Genomic DNA, 18123 nt, shown 5'->3' with positions numbered 1-18123 from the left:
TAGCCTTGACCCCGTGACGGTTTTCGATGACCTCGTGGGGCAGGACCAGGCGATCGCCGTGCTGTCGCGGGCCGCGGCGGCGGCCGGAGAGGTCGTCTCGGGCGGGCGCGGCGCCGGCATGACGCACGCCTGGCTGTTCACCGGCCCGCCGGGCGCCGGTCGCGAAGACGCCGCACGCGCCTTCGCCGCCGCCCTGCTCTGCCCCGACGGCGGCTGCGGCCACTGCGACCAGTGCCACCAGGTGCTCATCGGCTCGCACCCCGACCTGGAGTCCGTACGTCCCGAGGGGCTGTCCTACAGCGTCAAGCAGACCCGCGAGCTGATCCTGCGCGCGGCCGGGGCGCCGACGCAGGGGCGGTGGCGGGTCATCCTGTTCGAGGACGCCGACCGGGCCACGGAGTCGGCCGCCAACGCCCTGCTCAAGGCCATCGAGGAGCCGCCGCCGCGTACGGTGTGGCTGCTCTGCGCCCCCGCACCCGACGACCTGATGATCACCATCAGGTCCCGCTGCCGCCAGGTCACCCTCACCACGCCCGCCACCGAGGCCGTCGCCCACGTGCTGGCCACCCGCGACAGCGTGCCCTGGGAGACCGCCAGATCCGCCGCCAGGGCCGCGCAGGGGCACATCAGCCGCGCGCGTGCGCTGGCACTCGACGAGGGCGTCAGGCGGCGGCGAGAGGCCGTGCTGAGCATCCCGCGCGCGCTGACCGGCGTCGGCGAGTGCATCGCCGCGGCCGAACGCCTGGTGAAGACCGCCGAGGAGGAGGCCGCCGCCGCCACCGCCGCGCTCAACGAGAACGAGACGGCGGAGCTGCGCAAGCTGTACGGCGAGGGGTCCACCGGCAAGGGGCTCAACCGGGGCCTGGTCAGGGGTGGTGCCGGGGCGCTCAAGGAGCTGGAGGACCGGCAGAAGTCGCGTGCCACCCGCATCAAGCGCGACTCGCTCGACAGCGCCCTGCTGGAGCTCGTGTCGTTCTACCGCGACGTGCTCACCATGCAGTTCGGGGCCGAGGGCGTCGAGCTGGCCAACGACGACCTGCGCTTCGACCTCGACCAGCTCGCCAAGTCGACGACGCCGGAGGAGACGCTGCGGCGCATCGACGCGATCATGCAGTGCCGCGAACGCCTCGCGGCCAGTGTCAACCCGCAGATGGCCGTCGAGGCGATGATGCTGGCACTGCGCTGAAAAACAGTTGGCCGGCCGAAGCAGCAGATGAGCCCGCCGGGCGTCTCTGTTGCGTGGAAACCGAACTACTCACCCAGCAAGAGGATCTGGCGCGGCGCCGGGTCGACGTCGCGTCGATCTTCGCCGAGCACCACGTCGGGCTCGTCCGGCTGGCCCTCATCATGGTCGGTGACCAGGCGACCGCGGAAGACGTCGTGCAGGAGGCGTTCGAGCGCACGTGCGCCGGCCGGGTCCGGCTGCGCGAGGCCGACAAGCTGCTGTCCTACGTGCGTTCCGCGGTGCTCAACGGGTGCCGCTCCGTGCTGCGGCGGCGGGCGACGGTCTTCCGCAAGGCGCCGCCGTACGAGCCGCCCGTCTGGTCCGCGGAGAGCGCCGCGCTGCTGGGAGAGGAGCGCAGAGAGGTCCTGCTCGCGCTGCGCGAGCTGCCCGGCAGGCAGCGCGAGGCGCTGACGCTGCGCTACTACTTCGACCTCACCGACCAGGAGATCGCCGAGACGATGAAGATCAATGCGAGCACCGTACGCTCCACGGTCACGCGTGGGCTGGCGGCGCTCGGCCGGGCACTTGGGGAGCAATCATGAACAGTCCCGTGGAAGACCGGCTGCGCGAGGCCCTCGCCGAGGCCGGCGCCTCGCTTGACCCCGCCACTCTGCGTCCCCTTCGCGCCCCCGAGCGGCGGTGGCGCGTGGACTACCGGCTGCTGAGCGTGGCGGCGGCGGTGGTGGTCTTCGCAGGGGCGGCGACCGCCGTGGCCCTGGGCACCGGCGGCCGGGATCACGTGGCGGCGGTCGAGCCCGCGCAGAGCGAGGCGGCCGAGATGGCGGTCTTCGTGTGCTCGAAGGCAGTGACCGAGGCGCCGTGCAGTGGCCGTGACGCCACCCCTCAGCAGGTCGAGGCCATCGAGGCGGTGCTGCGCGGGCTCCCTCAGGTCAACGAGGTGTCCTTCGAGGACCAGGCGGCGGCCTACGAGCGATTCAGGAAGAGCTACGCGGGCAACCCCGCCGTGCTCGACGCGGTCAAGCCGGGTGATCTGCCGCCCTCGTTCCACTTGAAGATCAAGAAGGGTGGAGATCGGGAGCAGGTGAACCAAGCCGTCTTCAGGCTGGAGGGGCTCCATACGGTCGTCGACCGGGCTTCGCCCGACATCACCAAGGTGCCGACCGCCGATGATCTCAAGTGGCAGGTCAGCGTCTTCCTGTGCAACGAGGGCGCACGCGTGCCCACATGCGGTGCCGGCCGCAAGGAGGGGCAGGCCGCGACGGCCGCGCAGAAGCGCGCGATCGACAAGCTGATCGGCACGTCGCCGCAGGTGGCGGAGCACATCTTCGAGAGCAAGGAGGTGTCTTACGAGCGTTTCAAGGAGTCGTTCCAGGAGAGCAATCCGGCGCTCGTCGATGCGACCAGGGTGGGGGACCTGCCGGACAGCTTCAAGATCGCGCTGAAGAACGAGATGGAGGGGGGCGAGGTGGTCGAGCGGTTGAAGCGGCAGCCGGGGGTGGCGGCGGTGGTCTATCAGGCGTGCGTGCCCGCGCGACATACGCTGTTCATCGACTTCGGCCTCGATCTGCCGGCGACGACGATGTGCCCGGGCACGGGCTGACCCTGCGGCCGGCGCAGCACCGCTCCCCGGCCGCAGCCGAGGGCGAGCACCAGCTCGTACTCCAGGAACAGGCGCGGGATGCTGCTGCGGCCGGAGCCGAGTGCGGCGGCGGCTGATCGACCGGCGTGGGGCCACCGTCGGTGGTGGCTGATCGACGGCATGGGGTCAGCGTCGGCGGGGCCCCAGCTCAAGATCTGCCGCCGCCACCCCTCACCACTGCGGGCCTGCCCACGTAATGTGGCAGGGAAGACGGTAAATGACCCCTAGGCCGTCAGGAGGCGAGCTCGAGCCCATGGGAATGATCATGGCCGTGAGCTTCACCCGTTACGGGAGGCTCTACTACCTCGATCCCGGCGAGCACACCTACAAGGTGGGCGACAAAGTGCTCGTACCAACGGATTCGGGACCTGAGGTGGCGGAGTGCGTCTGGGCGCCGCAGTACACGAGCGAAGACGTAGAGGGGCTCCCGGTGTGCGCCGGGCCCGCCGGCGAGGAACATCTGTCGCGTGACGAGTCGAACAAGCGGCGCCGCGCCGAGGCTCGCAGCGTCTCCAAGCGGCTGATCAAGCGGCACTCGCTGCCTATGAAGGTCGTCGGCATCGACTACCTCGATGAGGACAACGTCTACACGGTCTACTTCTCGGCGCCACACCGGGTCGACTTCCGTGCCCTCGTCCGCGACCTGGCCCGCAACCTGCGGGCCCGGGTCGAGCTGCGCCAGATCGGCCCCCGCGACGAGGCCCGCCTCCAGGGCGGCATCGGCCCCTGCGGCCGCGACCTGTGCTGCGCGACCTTCCTCAAGGACTTCGAGCCGGTCTCCGTACGCATGGCCAAGGACCAGGACCTCCCGGTCAACCCGCTGCGCATCGCGGGGGCGTGCGGCCGGCTGATGTGCTGCCTCAAGTACGAACACCCGCTGTACCAGGAGTTCCGCGCCTCAGCCCCGCGCACGGGCACCAGCGTGGAAACCCCCGAGGGGCCCGGAACGGTGGTGGGCCACAACGTGCCGTCCGACTCCGTGGTGGTGCGGCTCAACGACGGGGGCCGGCGGTGCTCGTGCTCCCGGGCCAGCGTGTGCGGGCCCAGGAAGGCGTACGACTCTACGTACGGGGGCGGCGGGGACGGCACGTCATAGGGGCGGCGGGGACGCGGGCCACACCTTGTAGGCGGTGAGGCTGTGGCCGGAGCCGTGAGGGGGCCGGTCCGCCGCAGGAAGCTTTCCTGACATCGGCGGACCGATGGGAGCGAGAACCCCTCGGGCTCCTGTAGACTCTCTCACGCTGCACGGCAGATGCCGCCTTAGCTCAGTCGGCCAGAGCACTTCACTCGTAATGAAGGGGTCTGGGGTTCGAATCCCCAAGGCGGCTCCCAGCTCAAAGGCCCTCCCGGATGATCCGAGAGGGCCTTTTGCATGGGCGTACAGCAGCGAAGTACGGCTACGGGTTCTCACGCTCTCCGACCGGTCGCGGCCAGCACCGCTCATGCGCTGCACTGCTTGGAGACTGCCCCGAAGGCCGTCGAAAACTTCACTGAGTTCGGCCAGAGGACCGGATTACTGCACGGCCCGCGACTGTTGGAGCACGCGTCTAAAGGACCGCCCTGGTCCGTGACGGCGCCGTGCTCGGCCGCTCGCCCGCTCGCTCGGCCGCTCGCCCACTCGGCCGTGGACGTGGCCGTGGACGTGGCCGTGGACGTGGACGTGGACACCGGGTTCGTCATCGGCGACGACCGCTCCTGACGCTCGTCACGCGCTGCTGACCCGCTGATCACGCCAGCCCGGTGGATCTCTGTCGGGGGTCGCGCCGTTGGCTCAGCCGCCATCCGCGCGGCACAGGGTGTCAGTCCTGGGCGGAGAGGACGCGACGGGCGGCCGCGAGCTGCTGATCCTTGGCCGTCCGCAGCGCCTGGAACTCGGCGGCGTGCGCGCGGACGGTACCGTCCTGGATGCGTTTCTCCACAGCGGACCAGACGGAGATGAGAGCCGTCTCCGCCTTGCACCGGACATCCGCCTGTGCCGCGCGGATCTCTTCTCGGGTGGGGGCGCCGTCGCCCGTCCATCGTTCGTCGGCGACCGCGGCGAGCGGATCAGCGTAGCGCAGGCCGTGCTCCCACATGCAGGCACTCCATGCCCGAAAGACCCGCTGGACCTCCGGGTCCTGCTGGGACCGCTCGAACGTCTCCGTGATGAGCCGGTTGAACAACGCCTCGTCGACCTGCGGCGTCCCGCGTTCGAGGTGATCGCGCGCCTCCCCCAGGCAACTGCCCGTCTTGCCGTACGCCGCCTCCCGCGCCGCCGCCGGCAGACGTCGCGTGCGGGTCTCCCGCGCGGCGAAGCGCCGGGCCACGGAGGGGCGGTCCGGGGGGACGCGGAACCCGTAGAGGCCGGCGACCTCTGCCTCCACGACGCCGTAGCGGCGCCGGTTGGGCGGTTCGACGTCGTCGGCCACGGCCGGTGGCAGCACCTCCCACTCCATGCCCCGCCGCCGCATGCAGTCGCGGATCAGGAGGTCCTCGGCGGCCTCCAGGATCATGATGTCCGCCGGAGAGAAGTTGTACCTGTCGAAGGGCACGGAGAGCTCGCGTGCTTCCGCCCCCGGCATCGGCACCGGGGGCGCGGGTTCCGTTCCCTCCGCGGTGGCGCAGGCCGCCACCGCGGCCAGGAGGACCACCACCGAGCCCAGCAGCCGAAGCGACACGCGAACTCCTCTGGTGGGTACGGGGGTGGACGCTGTGATCAGCCGGGCTTGATGGAGCTGGCCTTGTTGTCGAAGCCGTTGTTCGACAGGTCAGCGTCTTCCGACCAGCGTTGGGCCGTGTAGCCGTAGGAACCGGCGCAGCCGGAGGCGTTGTAGAACCGGACCCGGGCGCCGGAGGGGTTCCTCATGGAGCTCACCCGGTCGCTCAGCCTGCCCGTGGTCTGACACTCGTTACCGCTGATGGTGAAGACCCACATGTCTCCCTTGAAGTTGTCGTGCTCGTACACGCAGAGGCTGTACTTGCACGCGTAGATGTCGGCCTGCGCACTGGGGCTGACCCCCAGGACCCCGGTCAGGACCAGAGCTGCGACGCCGGTTGTGCGCATGATCTGCCGCTTCATAGAAGCCCTTCGTCTGAAGATCGAAATTAGGCGGGATCATAGCCACATGAGGTGACCGGTGCACCCAGAAGCCATATTTCGAGACAGCCTAAAAGGCAGGCGAAACGACTCCAGGAGCTGCGACCGCCGCTGTTCCCGATCTCCTACCGGATCCTGGGGAGCGTGGCCGAGGCGAGGACGCCGTCCAGGAGCTCGGCCGGCCCGGTGAAGGCACGAGAGCCGGGTCACGCGCAGTGCTCGTCGGTACTGCCGGTCTGCCACAGTTCTTTCTCGCCGGCGACAGCGGACTGCCGCTGGTCGTGTAACAGAGGATGCCCGTACGTTCTTCTGGGGGTTCGGACACGGACCGGAGGGGGACTCATGATCACTGTCCAAGGCAAGGGCTTCAATGGCGTGCAGGATCTGGTCAGCGAGATCGCGACCACGCGTCCGGACTTCGTCTGGCGCAACGCCTATGTTCAGGGGTTGCATCAGCTGAACGCAGGCAACGCCGTCCTCACCGACTACGACGATCTGGCGGCGCGCCTGGAAGCGCTCGCGTCGGCCGCGCCGGCGAATGAGCTGTACGACGTCTCGTTCGAGCTGCTCGAGCTGTTCACCAAGCCCGCCTCCGCCATGGAGCGCTCCGCGGCGAAGGGCTTCAGCGCGAAAGCGAAGACGTTGAGCACGCTGGAGCCGCGCCGCGTCGTGCTCCGCAACCTCGCCGCGGAGCTGGAGAAGGCCAACGCGATTGACGGGCAGATCGTGCACTTCGAGGCGTTGCGCAGGGAGGATTTGCAGCATGTGGCCGTGCTGAACAAGATCAACGACCTCACCGCCCGCATCATCAAGACCGTCGTCTTCTACTGGAACGACGACCAGGGAGGTGGCGCCCAGCTCATGTCCACGCTCGGTCGCGTCGGGTTCGTCCACGTCTTGTTCGAATGGGTGACCGGAAAGATCAACTGCAACATGAACGCGGGCTCGAAGCTCCGTGGTGCCTGCGACAAGGTCGAATGCACGATGAAAGCCTGATCAGCGACGGCGTGCGCTGTCGCAGGCGCGACAGCGCACGCCGGCTGGATGAGCAGATTCAGGGGATGTTCGCGGAGGACGTGGGGGTGGCCGAGCGGTCGGGCGTCGCTTGGTATGCGTACTCCGGCCGGGACAACAAGGGGGCGTCCGTCCGCGGGGTCAGCGGTCGGGCAGCGATGGGTGGGGGTGGTGGGGACCGTGCCGTGCATGTCGTTGGTGAGGGCCCATCGGCCATTCCCATGGCCGCCGCCATGACGCCGCTCGTGAGCACGGCGGACGGCATCGGAGGGAGCGTGAGCCTGGGGTACGGGGGCGCGCCCGCCAGGTAGTAGAGGTCGTCGATCAGACTGTCCCACGGTGGTTCCGGCACTCTGGACACGTACTCCACGCGCCCCGGCATCGCCGATGCCCGGCAGGGGTCGCCATACCCCGGCAGGGTCGGCATGATGGCGGGATCGGGGGTCGGTGCTGGAATGAAGGGGGCGTGTCCGTGTCTGGGATCTTCTGGGGTTTGGCTTTCTGTTTGCGGCGTCTGATGCTGCTGATGCGGTGAGTGGACCCAGGAGGGGATCGTGACTTCGCGGCTGCTCATGCCCCGGCGGCGATTACCAGCGTCTGGGGACGGTCCCGAACTCGAAGTCGCGGGTGGGGTGGCGGCGACGCGGATCCTCGACTGGGGGCATCCTCGGGTGGCGTGCCTGGCGGACGAGGTCAGGGGTGTGGGGGAGCGGGAGTGGGTGCGTGAGGCGCATCGGCTGATCGGTGACCGCATTCGTCCCGTCTACGCCATGAACGACGAGCAGCCGGTGTCCGTGACCGTGCGGCGGGGGCGGGGGTCGTGCAGCCAGCGGATGGCGGTGCTCGAGGCGGTGGCTCGGGCTCGGGGGATCGCCACGCGGGTCAGGGGGCGGGTGATCGACGGGGCCTTCTGGTACGCGCGGTTCCCCGGCCTGCGGGCGCTGGTGCCTGACGAGGTGGTGCTGGCATGGCCCGAGTTCCGGGTGGAGGGGCGGTGGGTCGCCGTGTCGGAGATCTATGACGGGTTGTGCGTGGGCTCCGGCTTCGACAACGCCGGCGCTGAGACGCTGTTCGACGCCGTCGCCAGGACGGCCGTGGACTGGGACGGCACCGTCGCGCCGACCTGCGATCTGTCGGCGCGGGTGGTGGCTGATCTCGGATATTTCGGGACGCGGGATGAGTTGTTCCGGGAGTACGGGCAGACGTTGCGGCCCGGGGTGCGGTGGGTGGTCGATCTGATGATGAGCTGGCGGGGTGTACGCGGGTAAACCGGTGGCGGTCCTTGGCTGGGGTGGGGACCATTGCGCGGTGACGGAGATCGAAGTGCGGCGGGCCACTGAGGCGGATGCGGTGGTGCTGGCCCGGTTGAATGAGATCGTTCATGCGCTGCATGTCGAGGCGCGGCCCGATGTGTTCGTGGCGGCCGGGGACAAGGAGGAGGTGGCGCGGCTCTTCGTGCGGTTTCTGGGCAGGGAGGGGGCGCTGGTGTTCCTGGCCGAGGAAGCGGGGCGGGCGGTCGGGTACGTGACCGGGGTCGTGCATCGGCGCGAAGGTGACGTGATGCTGCGGGCGCGGAGTTTCGTGTCCATCGAGCACATCGCGGTCGATCCCGGGGTGGCGAGGTCGGGGGTCGGGTCGGCTCTCGCCCGGGCGGTACGCGAAGTCGGCAGAGAGGCGGGGTGCACCTCCGTGCTCACCGATGTGTGGGACTTCAACGAGGCGTCGCTGGCCTTCTTCACCGAGCTGGGGTTCCGGCCGATGCGGCACGTCCTTGAGCAGGCCCTGTGAGCAGGGAACGGCGGTTCGCTGCTGTGGAAGACCTCGGTCCCCTGGCACGGGAGGCGTTCAGCACCAGGCTCGAACGGGTGGAGCGGTTGCGGGGCGGCACCAAGAAGGGGGTCTATCGGCTGACGTTCGAGCGCGGGCCGAGTGCCGTCCTCTACGTGTGGGCCGACACGGAGAACTTCTGGGGGCCGGGCGCCGAAAAGTCGGAGATGGGGCTGTTTCTGGCGGCGCATCGGGAGTTCAGCGAGCTGGGTGTGCGGGTGCCGGAGTTGCGGTTCGCGGACGGGAGTGGGCGGCTCTATCCGGGTGAGGTGGCGGTCGTCGAGGACGTTCGTGGCGGCACGCTCGAACAGCGGCTCGGGAGCGACGACGGCGGTCTGGAACGGCTGGCGGAGCATCTCCAGAGGATGGCGGGGCACCGGTCGGCGGGGCTCGGCGAGGTCGGGCCGGTCAAGGCGGGGGAGGGCAGGCGCACGACGTGTCCTGAGGTGGTGCTGGGGTGGGCGCTCAAGGATCTGGGGGAGGCGGCCGGACGGGTTGAGGCCATCGGGCACAAGCGGGCCGCGTTCGAGGAGCTGCTGCGCGGCATGGCGGGCGGCGTCGAGCCGCGTACCGAACACTCATTGATTCACGGTGAGCTGGGGCCCGACCACGTGCTCATGGACGACGGCGGCGAGCCCGTGCTCATCGACATCGAAGGCGCGCAGTTCTTCGACGTCGAGTGGGAGCACGTCTTCCTGCGCATCAGGTTCGGCGAGCACTATCCGAGGCTGCGCGTCGAGGGGCTGGACGAGGGCAGGATGCGCTTCTACCGGCTGGCGCAGCACCTGTCGCTGGTGGCGGGCCCGCTGCGGTTGCTCGACGGGGACTTCCCCGATCGGGAGGCCATGATGGGCATCGTCCGGCGGCACATCGGGGAGGCGCTGAGCTTCGTTCGGGGCCCTTGCGTGGGTGGGGATCTTCGAATAGGAAGGCTTCCTGGCTGATAAGCGGGAGTTGAGGCGGTTGCGTACGGTCTTAGCGGTCCTCGGGCTCCTGCTCATCACGGCCTGCGGCGGCGGGCAGGGGGACGAGCCCCCGGTGAACGCCGAGGACGTGATGTTCGTGCAGATGATGGTGCAGCACCATCGGCAGGGCATCGAGATCGCCAAGGTCGGCACGTCGCAGGCCACCGACCCGGAGGTCAAGACGCTGGCCTCGGCCATCGAGACCACGCAGCAGGACGAGGTCGAGATGATGACGCGCTGGCTGCGCGACTGGGACCAGCCGCTCACGCCGCCGACCAGCGCGCACGACCACCACGGCGGCATGCCGGAGACCGACGCCAAGCGCATCCAGGAGCTCAAGGCGTCGAAGAACTTCGAGTACGACCTGCTCAACCTGCTCATCGCGCACCAGGACGACGCCGTGCAGATGGCGTCGTCCGAGGTGGCGAAGGGGGCCAACCCCGAGGTGCAGAAGTGGGCGGCGCAGGTGCAGAGCTCCCGTAAGGGACAGATCGACATGATGCTCAAGCTGCTCAAGCGCTAACAGCGCTAACAACGCTGTCTGTGACGAAACGGTATCCCTCATAGACGCCATCCCGGAAAAGTGATTAGATCACTTGATATGTCCGAGGTAACGCGGCCCTCGCTTTCCGACGCGCTCACCGAGCGCATGCTGGAGCTCATCCGTACGGGCGGGCACCGGCCCGGCGACAGGCTGCCCTCGACCAGGGAGCTCTCCCAGCGCTTCGCCGTCACCACCCCGACGTTGCGCGAGGCGCTGCGCAGGCTCGAGGCCACCGGGGCCATCGAGATGCGGCACGGTTCCGGCATCTATGTCGGGCCCGCGATAGAGCGGCTGGTGCTGCCCAATCCGAACATGCGCGAGATGCACGCCCCCCAGCTCCTGGAGCTGCTCGGCGCGCGGATCGTGATCGAGCCGCCGCTGGCCGCGATGGCCGCGGAGCACGCCGCCGGTGAGGAGCTGGCGGCGCTGCGGCGGGTGCTCGACGAGGCGGGCAGGCATCTGCGCGGCGAGGACGCCGAGCTGCACGACGCGAACATGGCCTTCCACCGGGCGACCGCCCGGCTGGCGGGCAACAGCGTCCTGCACGAGGTGGTCGACTCGCTGCTGACCGTGCACGGCCCGGAGCAGCGCGAGATTCTGCAGATCTTCGACGACCGGCGCCGTGACTACGAGGAGCACCTGGCGATCCTGGGGGCCATCGAAGCACGCGACGCGGCGCAGGCCGAGGAGCGCATGCGGGCCCACCTGGTCGAGGTGAAGACCGTTATCGAGCACAGGTTGCAATCCCCCCGATGAGATCCAAGGAGGCCGGCTCATGTTCCGGTCACGTGTGGCCACGCTCGGCGTGGCGGCGCTCGTCCTGGCCGCCTGCGGTGGCAACGGCGCCGGCGAGCAGCAGAAGAAGACGGAGCTGACGCTCTACAACGACAAGGGCGCGTGGTCGAAGTTCTTCGACGAGATGGGCGCGCTGTCGAAGCAGCGGATCGGCCTGGGCATGAAGCCGACGGGTTATACGGACTCGGCGCAGTACCAGGCGTTCATCAAGGCGTCGTTCCGCACGAACGTCAAGCCGGACCTGTTCACCTGGCAGACCGGGGGGATGCTGGAGGAGATCGTCAAGCAGAAGCAGGTGGCCGACACCTCGGCCATCTGGCAGGAGGCGATCAAGGCGGGCGACCTGTCGCAGGACCTGCTGCCCTATTACACGGTCGGCGGCAAGCAGTACTGCGTGCCGATGAACGTCGCCTACTGGGGGATGTTCTACAACAAGAAGATCTTCGACAAGTACGGCCTGAAGCCGCCGCAGACCTGGGACGAGCTCGTCCAGGCGGCGGAGACCCTGAAGAAGAACGGGGTCAAGGCGTTCTACCACACCAGCGTGCTGTTCTCCTTCGTCTGGTTCGAGCAGCTCCTGGCCGGCACCGACCCCGACCTGTACGACCGCCTCGCCACCGGCAAGGCGAAGTACACCGACCCGGGTGTGGTGCAGGTGATGGAGCGGTGGAAGCAGCTCATCGACGCCGGATATTTCATCAATCCGGGCGATAAAACGGACCCGGGCGACGTCCTCAAGAACGGCAAGGCCGCGATGGTGACGTTCGGCACCTGGTTCAACACCAGCATGACCAGCCGCGACATGAAGGCCGGCACCGACTACGACTTCTTCGTCATCCCCAACGTCAACCCGGCCCTGCCCAAGACGTCGATGATCTTCGAGAGCGGCCCGCTGTGCTCGCTCACCAAGGCCGCCGACCCCGACGCCGGCATGAAGTACCTCAAGTGGTGGACCACCTCGGAGGCGCAGGACAAGTGGGCCAAGAGCCGCGGTGACGTCAGCGCCAACCCGAAGGTGACGATCGACGACAAGGTGCTCGGCACGGTCACCAAGGACGCGGGCGGCGGGAAGTACCGCCTGGTCAACCGCTACTTCGAGGCGACGCCGCCGCCGATCCTGACGGCCGCGCTCGACGGGTTCAGCAAGTTCGTCACCGAGCCGGCGTCGTACAAGGAGGTCCTGGAGACCATCCAGAAGGCCGCCGACGAGTACTGGAGCACGCATCAGTGAGTGCGGTGCCATCCCAGTCGCAGGTGAGACGGGGCGCCCCGCTGCTCGGCCGGTTCCGGCACGGGTACGTGGCGCCCGCGGCGCTGCTGGTCGCGGTGCTGCTCTACGCGCCGTTCCTGTGGACCGCGTACCTGAGCCTGACCACGTACGACGGGCTGGAGCCGCCGGTCTGGAACGGCCTGGCGAACTTCGGCAAGCTCTTCGATGACGCGGCGCTGCTGACCTCGATCCGCAACACGCTGATCTGGGTGATCGGCACGATGGTGCTGCCGGTCGGGCTCGGGCTGCTGGTCGCGGTGCTGTCGTACGACATCAGGGGCGGCGCCTGGTTCCGGGTGCCGTTCATGCTGCCGTACGCGCTGAGCGGCGCGGGCCTCGCCATGGTGTGGAGCCCGATCCTGTCGCACGGCGGCATCGCGAACGTGCTGCTCGGCGTGGACGCCGCGTTCCTCCAAGACGCGCCGGTGAACACGTTCGCCATGCTCGCGGTCTGGACCTGGCAGCAGCTCGGCGTGAACACGCTGCTGTTCGTCGTCGGCCTGCAGTCGATCCCCAAGGAGCCGATCGAGGCGGCGCGGCTGGACGGCGCGTCGGGGTGGCGGCTGTTCCGGCACGTGATCTGGCCGCTCATGCGGCCGCTGACGGCGGTCGTGGTGGGGCTCGCACTGGTGGCCGGGCTGAAGACGTTCGACATCGTATGGGTGCTGACGCAGGGCGGCCCTGGACGCAACTCCGAGACGCTCGCGGTGACCATGTACAAGGAGACGTTCGTGGCCAGCGACTACGGCTACGGCTCGGCGGTGGCGGTGCTGCTGACCGTGGTGACCGGGCTGGCCTCCTACCTCTATCTGCGCAGGCAGGTGACGGCCACGTGATCCGCCGCGCCGTGCTCGTCGTGCTCGGCCTGATCTGGCTCGGCCCGACGTACCTGCTGCTCGTCAACGCCTCCCGGCCGGCCGGTTCGTACGACCCGGCCAGCGCGTGGGTGCCCTCGGGCGACTTCGCCCTGTTCGACAACTTCGCCACCGCGCTGGACAGCGCGAACCTGACGCAGAGCCTGGCCAGCACCGCGCTCTACAGCATCGTCTCGCCGCTGCTCGGCGTGCTCGTCGGCGCGCTGGCGGGTTACGTGATCGTGGTGCTGCGGCTGCGCCACGGGTTCTGGTGGTTCCTGCTGATCTTCGGCGGGACGATCTTCCCCTCGCAGATGCTGCTGGTGCCGCTCTTCGTCGGCTACAGCGACGCCGGTCTGTACGACAGCCGCCTCGGCATGATCCTCATCTATACGGCGATCAACGTGCCGCTGGCCGCGTTCGTGCTGCGCAACTTCTACAGCGGCGTCGCGTTCTCGGTCTTCGAGGCGGCCCGCATGGACGGCGCCTCGACGTGGCGCATCTTCTGGCGCATCTACCTGCCGATCTCGTTCACGGCGCTGGCCGCCGTGTTCATCCTCGAGTTCACCTTCATCTGGAACGACCTCATCTTCGGCCTGACCCTGAGCCAGACCGAGGAGGTACGTCCGGTCATGACCGCCATCGCGGGCCTCATGACCGACGTGTACGCCGGCACCCCGGTCCCGGTCGGCCTGGCCGCCGGGCTCGTGGTCTCACTGCCGACCGTGGTGTTGTTCCTGGCAACCCAGCGCCTCTTCGCCAGGGGCCTGTCTCTAGGGAGTGTTCAATGACCAGCCGGTTGCTCCAGCGCAGCCTGGGAAGTCCCGACTACGACGGGATCAGGCAGGCGCTGCGAGACGACACCTCGACGCCCGTGCTCAGCGTGCGCGGGCTGGAGGTCAGGGTCGCGGTGCTGCCGCTGTTCACCCACGACGGCCGCCAGGCGGTCCGGGTCTCCAGCACCGAGCCGCTGACCCATGTGCTGGTGGGCGTGGACAGCGCGTCGGGCCGCGACGTGACGCTGCTGGTGCCGGAGGTGGACGCGCCGCGCGAGTTCACGCTGGAGTGCCGCGACGACGCGGGCGTGGTGGGCAGCGCGCAGATCACGGTGACGCCGCAGCGCAAGTGGAGCGTCTTCGTGGTGCACCATTCGCATCTCGACATCGGCTACACCGACCCGCAGGGCACGGTGCTGCGCCACCACCTCGACTACCTCGACGCGGCCGTACGCCTGGGGCAGGAGACCGCGTCCTGGCCGGACGACGCCAAGTTCCGCTGGACGGTCGAGTCGTCGATGCCGGCGCTGCGCTGGCTGGAGCACCGGCCGAAGGAAATGGTGGACGCCTTCGCCGAGCTGGCCAGGGCGGGCCTGATCGAGGTGACGGCGCTGCCGTTCCAGCTGCACACCGAGGCGTGCTCGACCGAGGAGCTGCACCGGCAGCTGCGCTTCACCGCGCAGCTCGAACGCCGCTACGGCTTCGCCACGAAGTCGGCCATGCACACCGACGTGCCGGGCGCGGTCGTGGGCCTGGTGGACGCGCTCAGTCAGCACGGCGTGCGCTATCTCGCGGCGGCGCACAACTGGGCCGGGCGGTCGGTGCCGTACCTGCACGGCGGTGACAAGCTGAGCAGGCCGTTCCGCTGGCGGGCGCCGAGCGGCAACGAGATCCTCGTGTGGTTCACCGACACGCCGCACGGGATGGCGTACATGGAGGGCAACACGGTCGGGCTGACCGACTCCTACGAGCTGGCCGACGACCTGCTGCCGCGCTACCTGTCGGCGCTGGCGACGCGCGGCTACCCGTACGGGCCTGGCACGTTCGGCTGGCAGGGGCCCGACGCTCCGAAGGAGCCGTACGAGCTGGACGTGCTGCACCTGCGGGTGCAGGGCGCGCACGCCGACAACGCGGGGCCGTCGATCGTGCCGGCGTCGATCGCGCGGCGGTGGAACGAGCAGTGGGCCTACCCGCGGCTGCGCAGCGCGGTCAACAGCGACTTCTTCGAGCACGTCGAGGAGCGCTACCACGACAGTCTCGCGGTGCACGAGGGCGACTGGACCGACTGGTGGGCCGACGGGCTCGGCTCGGGCGCGCGCCCGCTGGGATACGTGCGCAGGGCGCAGTCGGCGCTGCGGGTGGCCGAGACGCTGCACACGCTGGCCGGGGTGGACGCGACCGAGCGGATCGACGCGGCGTACGACAAGGTCGCGCTGTTCAACGAGCACACGTGGGGCGCGGCGAACCCGTGGGAGGACGCCGAGGAGGGCGGCGACTCGGGCGGCCTGCAGTGGACGCGCAAGTCGTCCGGCGCGTACGACGCCCAGGACGACGCCTCCGACCTGCTGCACGCGGCGGCCAGGAGGTTCGGCGCGGCGCTGTCGGAGTCGGGTGCCGCCGAGGGCGGCGCGCTGTCGTCGTTCGCCGTCTTCAACCCGGCGACGTGGACGCGCACCGACGTCGTGCGCGCCTTCCTGCCCCGGGACGTCGTCGGCGTGGAGGTGCCGATCGCGCTCGTGGACGCGCGGACCGGCGAGCGGCTGCCGCACCACGAGGAGCTGGTGGACCCGGCGGACTGGCCGACCAGGCCGATCGGCCGGCACGTGCACGCGGTCGTGCCCGACGTGCCCGGCTTCGGCTACGTCCGGCTCGACGTCGTGCCCGGCGAGACGCAAGCTCCCGAGCCGGTCGAGCTGGAGGAGAGCGGGGTGATCGAGAACGAGTTCTACCGCGTGGCGTACGACGTCCGCGAGGGCTACATCGGCTCGATCTTCGACAAGCGGGCGGGCCGCGAGCTGGTCAACGGCGACGCGGCGGCCGGTTTCGGCCAGTACGTCTACGACCGCTACGCCACGGCCCCGCACTTCAACCACCTGTCGGGCCACGTCGGCGCGCACGACCGCACGCTGCTCGGCGACCGGGCGATCGGCGAGCACGCCAGGATCACCGAGGCCAGGCGCACGGCCGTGGGCGACAAGCTGGTCGTGGAGCTGCGCGGCAAGGGCGTCGACTGGATCCGCGCGACGATCGAGCTGCATCACGGCGTGCCCAGGCTCGACCTGACCTACCAGCTCGCCAAGCAGGGCACCCCGGCGAAGGAGGCGGTCTTCCTGGCCTTCCCGTTCGCCGCGGGCCAGGCCACGGCCTGGGAGCTGACCGGCGGCGTCGGCGGGCCCGACGTGCCGAGGGTGCCTGGCTCGGCCGAGTACATGCTGCCGATCAGGCACTGGATCGCCTTCGAGGACCCTGAGCTGACCATCGCCTGGGCCACGCTGGAGGCGCCGCTGGTGCAGCTCGGCACCATCCACATGCCGTACGCGCCGTTCCCGCCGACCCTCGACCAGGAGGACGGCACGGTCTACTCGTGGGCGCTCAACAACATCTGGGACACCAACTTCCCGGCCCAGCAGCAGGGCGAGACGACGTTCCGGTACGCGGTGACGTCCGAGACGGGCGCGGGCGGGCGGCGGCTCGGCGCGGCGGCCGCCTCGGGGCTCTGCGAGCCGTTCGTGGGCGCGCTGATCACCGACAGCCCCGGGGTGTCGGAGACGTACGTGCGCGTCGACCATCCCGACGTGCTGGTCACCTCGATCGGCTGGGAGGGCGTGCGGTTGCAGTCGCTGGCCGCCGAGCCGGTGGAGACCACGGTGACGCTGCCGGGGCAGGAGCCGGTCGAGGTGCGGTTGCCCGCGTGCGGGGTGGCCGTGGTCAGGGGGACGCGCCAGTGAAGATCGTCGACATCAGGGCCACGACGGTGGCCGTGCCCCTGGAGGCGCCGCTGCGGCACAGCAACGGCGCGCACTGGGGGCGCTTCGTCCGGACGATCGTCGAGGTCGAGGCCGACAACGGGCTGATCGGGCTCGGCGAGATGGGCGGCGGCGGCGAGAGCGCGGAAGCGGCCTTCCGCGCGCTCATGCCGTACCTGAAGGGGCACGACCCGTTCCAGCTCGAAGCGCTGCGCTTCAAGATCGCGAACCCGACGGCCTCGCTCTACAACAACCGCACGCAGCTGCTGGCGGCGATCGAGTTCGCCTGCCTCGACCTGGTCGGGCAGCATCTCGGGGTGCCGGTCAGCGACCTGCTGGGCGGGCGCATCAGGGACGCGGTGCCGTTCGCGTCGTACCTGTTCTTCCGGTACGCCTCCGACGCCCACCCCGAGATCCGCACCCCGGACCAGCTCGTCGAGCACACGGCGCGGCTGAAGGAGGAGCACGGGTTCACCGTCCACAAGCTCAAGGGCGGCGTCTTCCCGCCGGACCACGAGCTGGAGTGCTACCGCGCGCTGGCCGAGGCGTTCCCCGGCGACCGGCTCAGGTACGACCCCAACGCCGTGCTGTCGGTGGCCGAGGGGCTGCGCTTCGGCAAGGCGATCGAGGGACTGAACAACGACTACCTGGAGGACCCGGTCTGGGGGCTCGAAGGGCTGCGGGCCGTGCGCGCGCAGGTCGGCGTGCCGCTGGCGACGAACACGGTCGTGGTGAACTTCGAGCAGCTCGCCTCCAACGTGCTGCGCAGGAGCGCCGACGTGATCCTGCTGGACACCACGTTCTGGGGTGGCATCAGGCCGTGCGTCAAGGCGGCGGGGGTGTGCGAGACGTTCCAGCTCGGGGTGGCCGTGCACTCGTCGGGGGAGCTGGGCATCCAGCTCGCGACGATGCTGCACCTCGGCGCGGTGCTGCCGAACCTCACCTACGCCGCCGACGCCCACTACCACCAGCTCAGGGACGACGTGATCGAGGGCGGGAAGATGGCGTACTCGGAGGGCGCCATCGCCGTCCCGACCGGTCCAGGGCTGGGCGTGCGGCTCGACCGGGATCAGGTGGCGCGCTACGCCGAGCTCTACAAGGAGCTGGGCGGCTACCCGTACGACCGGGATCCGGGGCGTCCCGGCTGGTACGCGACGGTCCCCAACGAGAGGTTCGCGGATCCCGCGGTGGAAATCGCACCATAATGGGGC

Annotated in this window: 18 protein-coding genes and 1 tRNA gene; 17 read left to right on the top strand and 2 right to left on the bottom strand. The window is 69.5% G+C overall.

Annotated elements, in window-relative coordinates; translation table 11 throughout:
* Positions 1-13 precede the first annotated feature (13 nt).
* The 6 genes from ACFFR3_RS33920 to ACFFR3_RS33895 all read left to right on the top strand — a co-directional run bounded on the left by ACFFR3_RS33920 (position 14) and on the right by ACFFR3_RS33895 (position 4524).
* Complete coding sequence (locus tag ACFFR3_RS33920; RefSeq protein ID WP_345392482.1) at positions 14-1186, top strand: DNA polymerase III subunit delta'; 1173 nt, start codon at positions 14-16, stop codon at positions 1184-1186.
* 53 nt (positions 1187-1239) lie between these two features.
* Positions 1240-1767, top strand: a complete 528-nt coding sequence (locus ACFFR3_RS33915; RefSeq protein ID WP_364367730.1) for a SigE family RNA polymerase sigma factor — start codon at positions 1240-1242, stop codon at positions 1765-1767.
* Positions 1764-2786, top strand: a complete 1023-nt coding sequence (locus tag ACFFR3_RS33910; protein WP_379484461.1) for a permease-like cell division protein FtsX — start codon at positions 1764-1766, stop codon at positions 2784-2786. The genes ACFFR3_RS33915 and ACFFR3_RS33910 overlap by 4 nt, the downstream gene beginning before the upstream one ends.
* Before the next feature lie 304 nt (positions 2787-3090).
* Entirely contained in the window at positions 3091-3921 is an 831-nt protein-coding gene (locus ACFFR3_RS33905) for a PSP1 domain-containing protein (RefSeq protein ID WP_379484460.1), read from the top strand.
* 158 nt (positions 3922-4079) lie between these two features.
* Positions 4080-4153: transfer RNA gene (locus ACFFR3_RS33900), tRNA-Thr, on the top strand.
* Positions 4154-4392: 239 nt separating this feature from the next.
* Positions 4393-4524, top strand: coding sequence for a hypothetical protein (locus tag ACFFR3_RS33895; RefSeq protein ID WP_379484459.1), 132 nt, complete (start codon positions 4393-4395; stop codon positions 4522-4524).
* Between the two features lie 100 nt (positions 4525-4624).
* Here the strand turns inward: ACFFR3_RS33895 and ACFFR3_RS33890 are convergent, their stop codons facing one another.
* Together ACFFR3_RS33890 and ACFFR3_RS33885 are read right to left on the bottom strand one after the other, a co-directional pair.
* A complete protein-coding gene (locus ACFFR3_RS33890) occupies positions 4625-5482 on the bottom strand; it encodes a hypothetical protein (protein WP_379484458.1) in 858 nt (285 codons plus the stop codon).
* Positions 5483-5520: 38 nt separating this feature from the next.
* Entirely contained in the window at positions 5521-5883 is a 363-nt protein-coding gene (locus ACFFR3_RS33885) for a peptidase inhibitor family I36 protein (RefSeq protein ID WP_379484457.1), read from the bottom strand.
* A gap of 360 nt (positions 5884-6243) precedes the next feature.
* On the opposite strand from ACFFR3_RS33885, the gene ACFFR3_RS33880 reads away from it, so the two are divergent.
* The 11 genes from ACFFR3_RS33880 (at position 6244) to ACFFR3_RS33830 (ending at position 18117) form a co-directional block, all read left to right on the top strand.
* Positions 6244-6897, top strand: coding sequence for a hypothetical protein (locus tag ACFFR3_RS33880; RefSeq protein WP_345392461.1), 654 nt, complete (start codon positions 6244-6246; stop codon positions 6895-6897).
* 572 nt (positions 6898-7469) lie between these two features.
* On the top strand, positions 7470-8183 hold the full coding sequence (locus ACFFR3_RS33875) for a transglutaminase domain-containing protein (protein ID WP_379484456.1): 714 nt from the start codon (positions 7470-7472) through the stop codon (positions 8181-8183).
* Between the two features lie 40 nt (positions 8184-8223).
* Positions 8224-8703 carry a GNAT family N-acetyltransferase gene (locus ACFFR3_RS33870; protein ID WP_345392458.1) on the top strand — a complete coding sequence of 160 codons (480 nt, stop codon included), beginning with the start codon at positions 8224-8226 and terminating at the stop codon, positions 8701-8703.
* Positions 8700-9686: a phosphotransferase gene (locus tag ACFFR3_RS33865; RefSeq protein WP_379484455.1), complete on the top strand. Its 987-nt coding sequence runs from the start codon at positions 8700-8702 to the stop codon at positions 9684-9686. Before ACFFR3_RS33870 ends, ACFFR3_RS33865 begins: the two co-directional genes overlap by 4 nt.
* 19 nt (positions 9687-9705) lie before the next feature.
* A complete protein-coding gene (locus tag ACFFR3_RS33860) occupies positions 9706-10230 on the top strand; it encodes a DUF305 domain-containing protein (RefSeq protein ID WP_345392452.1) in 525 nt (174 codons plus the stop codon).
* A 78-nt stretch (positions 10231-10308) separates the two neighbouring features.
* Positions 10309-11007, top strand: coding sequence for a FadR/GntR family transcriptional regulator (locus ACFFR3_RS33855; RefSeq protein ID WP_364367713.1), 699 nt, complete (start codon positions 10309-10311; stop codon positions 11005-11007).
* Between the two features lie 19 nt (positions 11008-11026).
* Positions 11027-12277, top strand: coding sequence for an ABC transporter substrate-binding protein (locus ACFFR3_RS33850; RefSeq protein ID WP_379484454.1), 1251 nt, complete (start codon positions 11027-11029; stop codon positions 12275-12277).
* Positions 12278-12300: 23 nt separating this feature from the next.
* Positions 12301-13152 carry a carbohydrate ABC transporter permease gene (locus tag ACFFR3_RS33845; RefSeq protein WP_345392440.1) on the top strand — a complete coding sequence of 284 codons (852 nt, stop codon included), beginning with the start codon at positions 12301-12303 and terminating at the stop codon, positions 13150-13152.
* Complete coding sequence (locus ACFFR3_RS33840) at positions 13149-13961, top strand: carbohydrate ABC transporter permease (protein ID WP_345392437.1); 813 nt, start codon at positions 13149-13151, stop codon at positions 13959-13961. The genes ACFFR3_RS33845 and ACFFR3_RS33840 overlap by 4 nt, the downstream gene beginning before the upstream one ends.
* The gene (locus ACFFR3_RS33835; protein ID WP_364367701.1) at positions 13958-16894 is read left to right on the top strand and encodes a glycoside hydrolase family 38 N-terminal domain-containing protein; all 2937 of its coding nucleotides are present in this window, start codon (positions 13958-13960) and stop codon (positions 16892-16894) included. Before ACFFR3_RS33840 ends, ACFFR3_RS33835 begins: the two co-directional genes overlap by 4 nt.
* Positions 16891-18117, top strand: a complete 1227-nt coding sequence (locus ACFFR3_RS33830) for an enolase C-terminal domain-like protein (RefSeq protein WP_379484453.1) — start codon at positions 16891-16893, stop codon at positions 18115-18117. Before ACFFR3_RS33835 ends, ACFFR3_RS33830 begins: the two co-directional genes overlap by 4 nt.
* The last annotated feature ends 6 nt before the right edge of the window (positions 18118-18123 follow it).

This window comes from Nonomuraea salmonea, from assembly GCF_042428605.1.
Taxonomy (GTDB): domain Bacteria; phylum Actinomycetota; class Actinomycetes; order Streptosporangiales; family Streptosporangiaceae; genus Nonomuraea; species Nonomuraea salmonea.
Note: the sequence above shows the minus strand (reverse complement) of the source record. Positions and strands in the feature narration are given on the sequence as shown.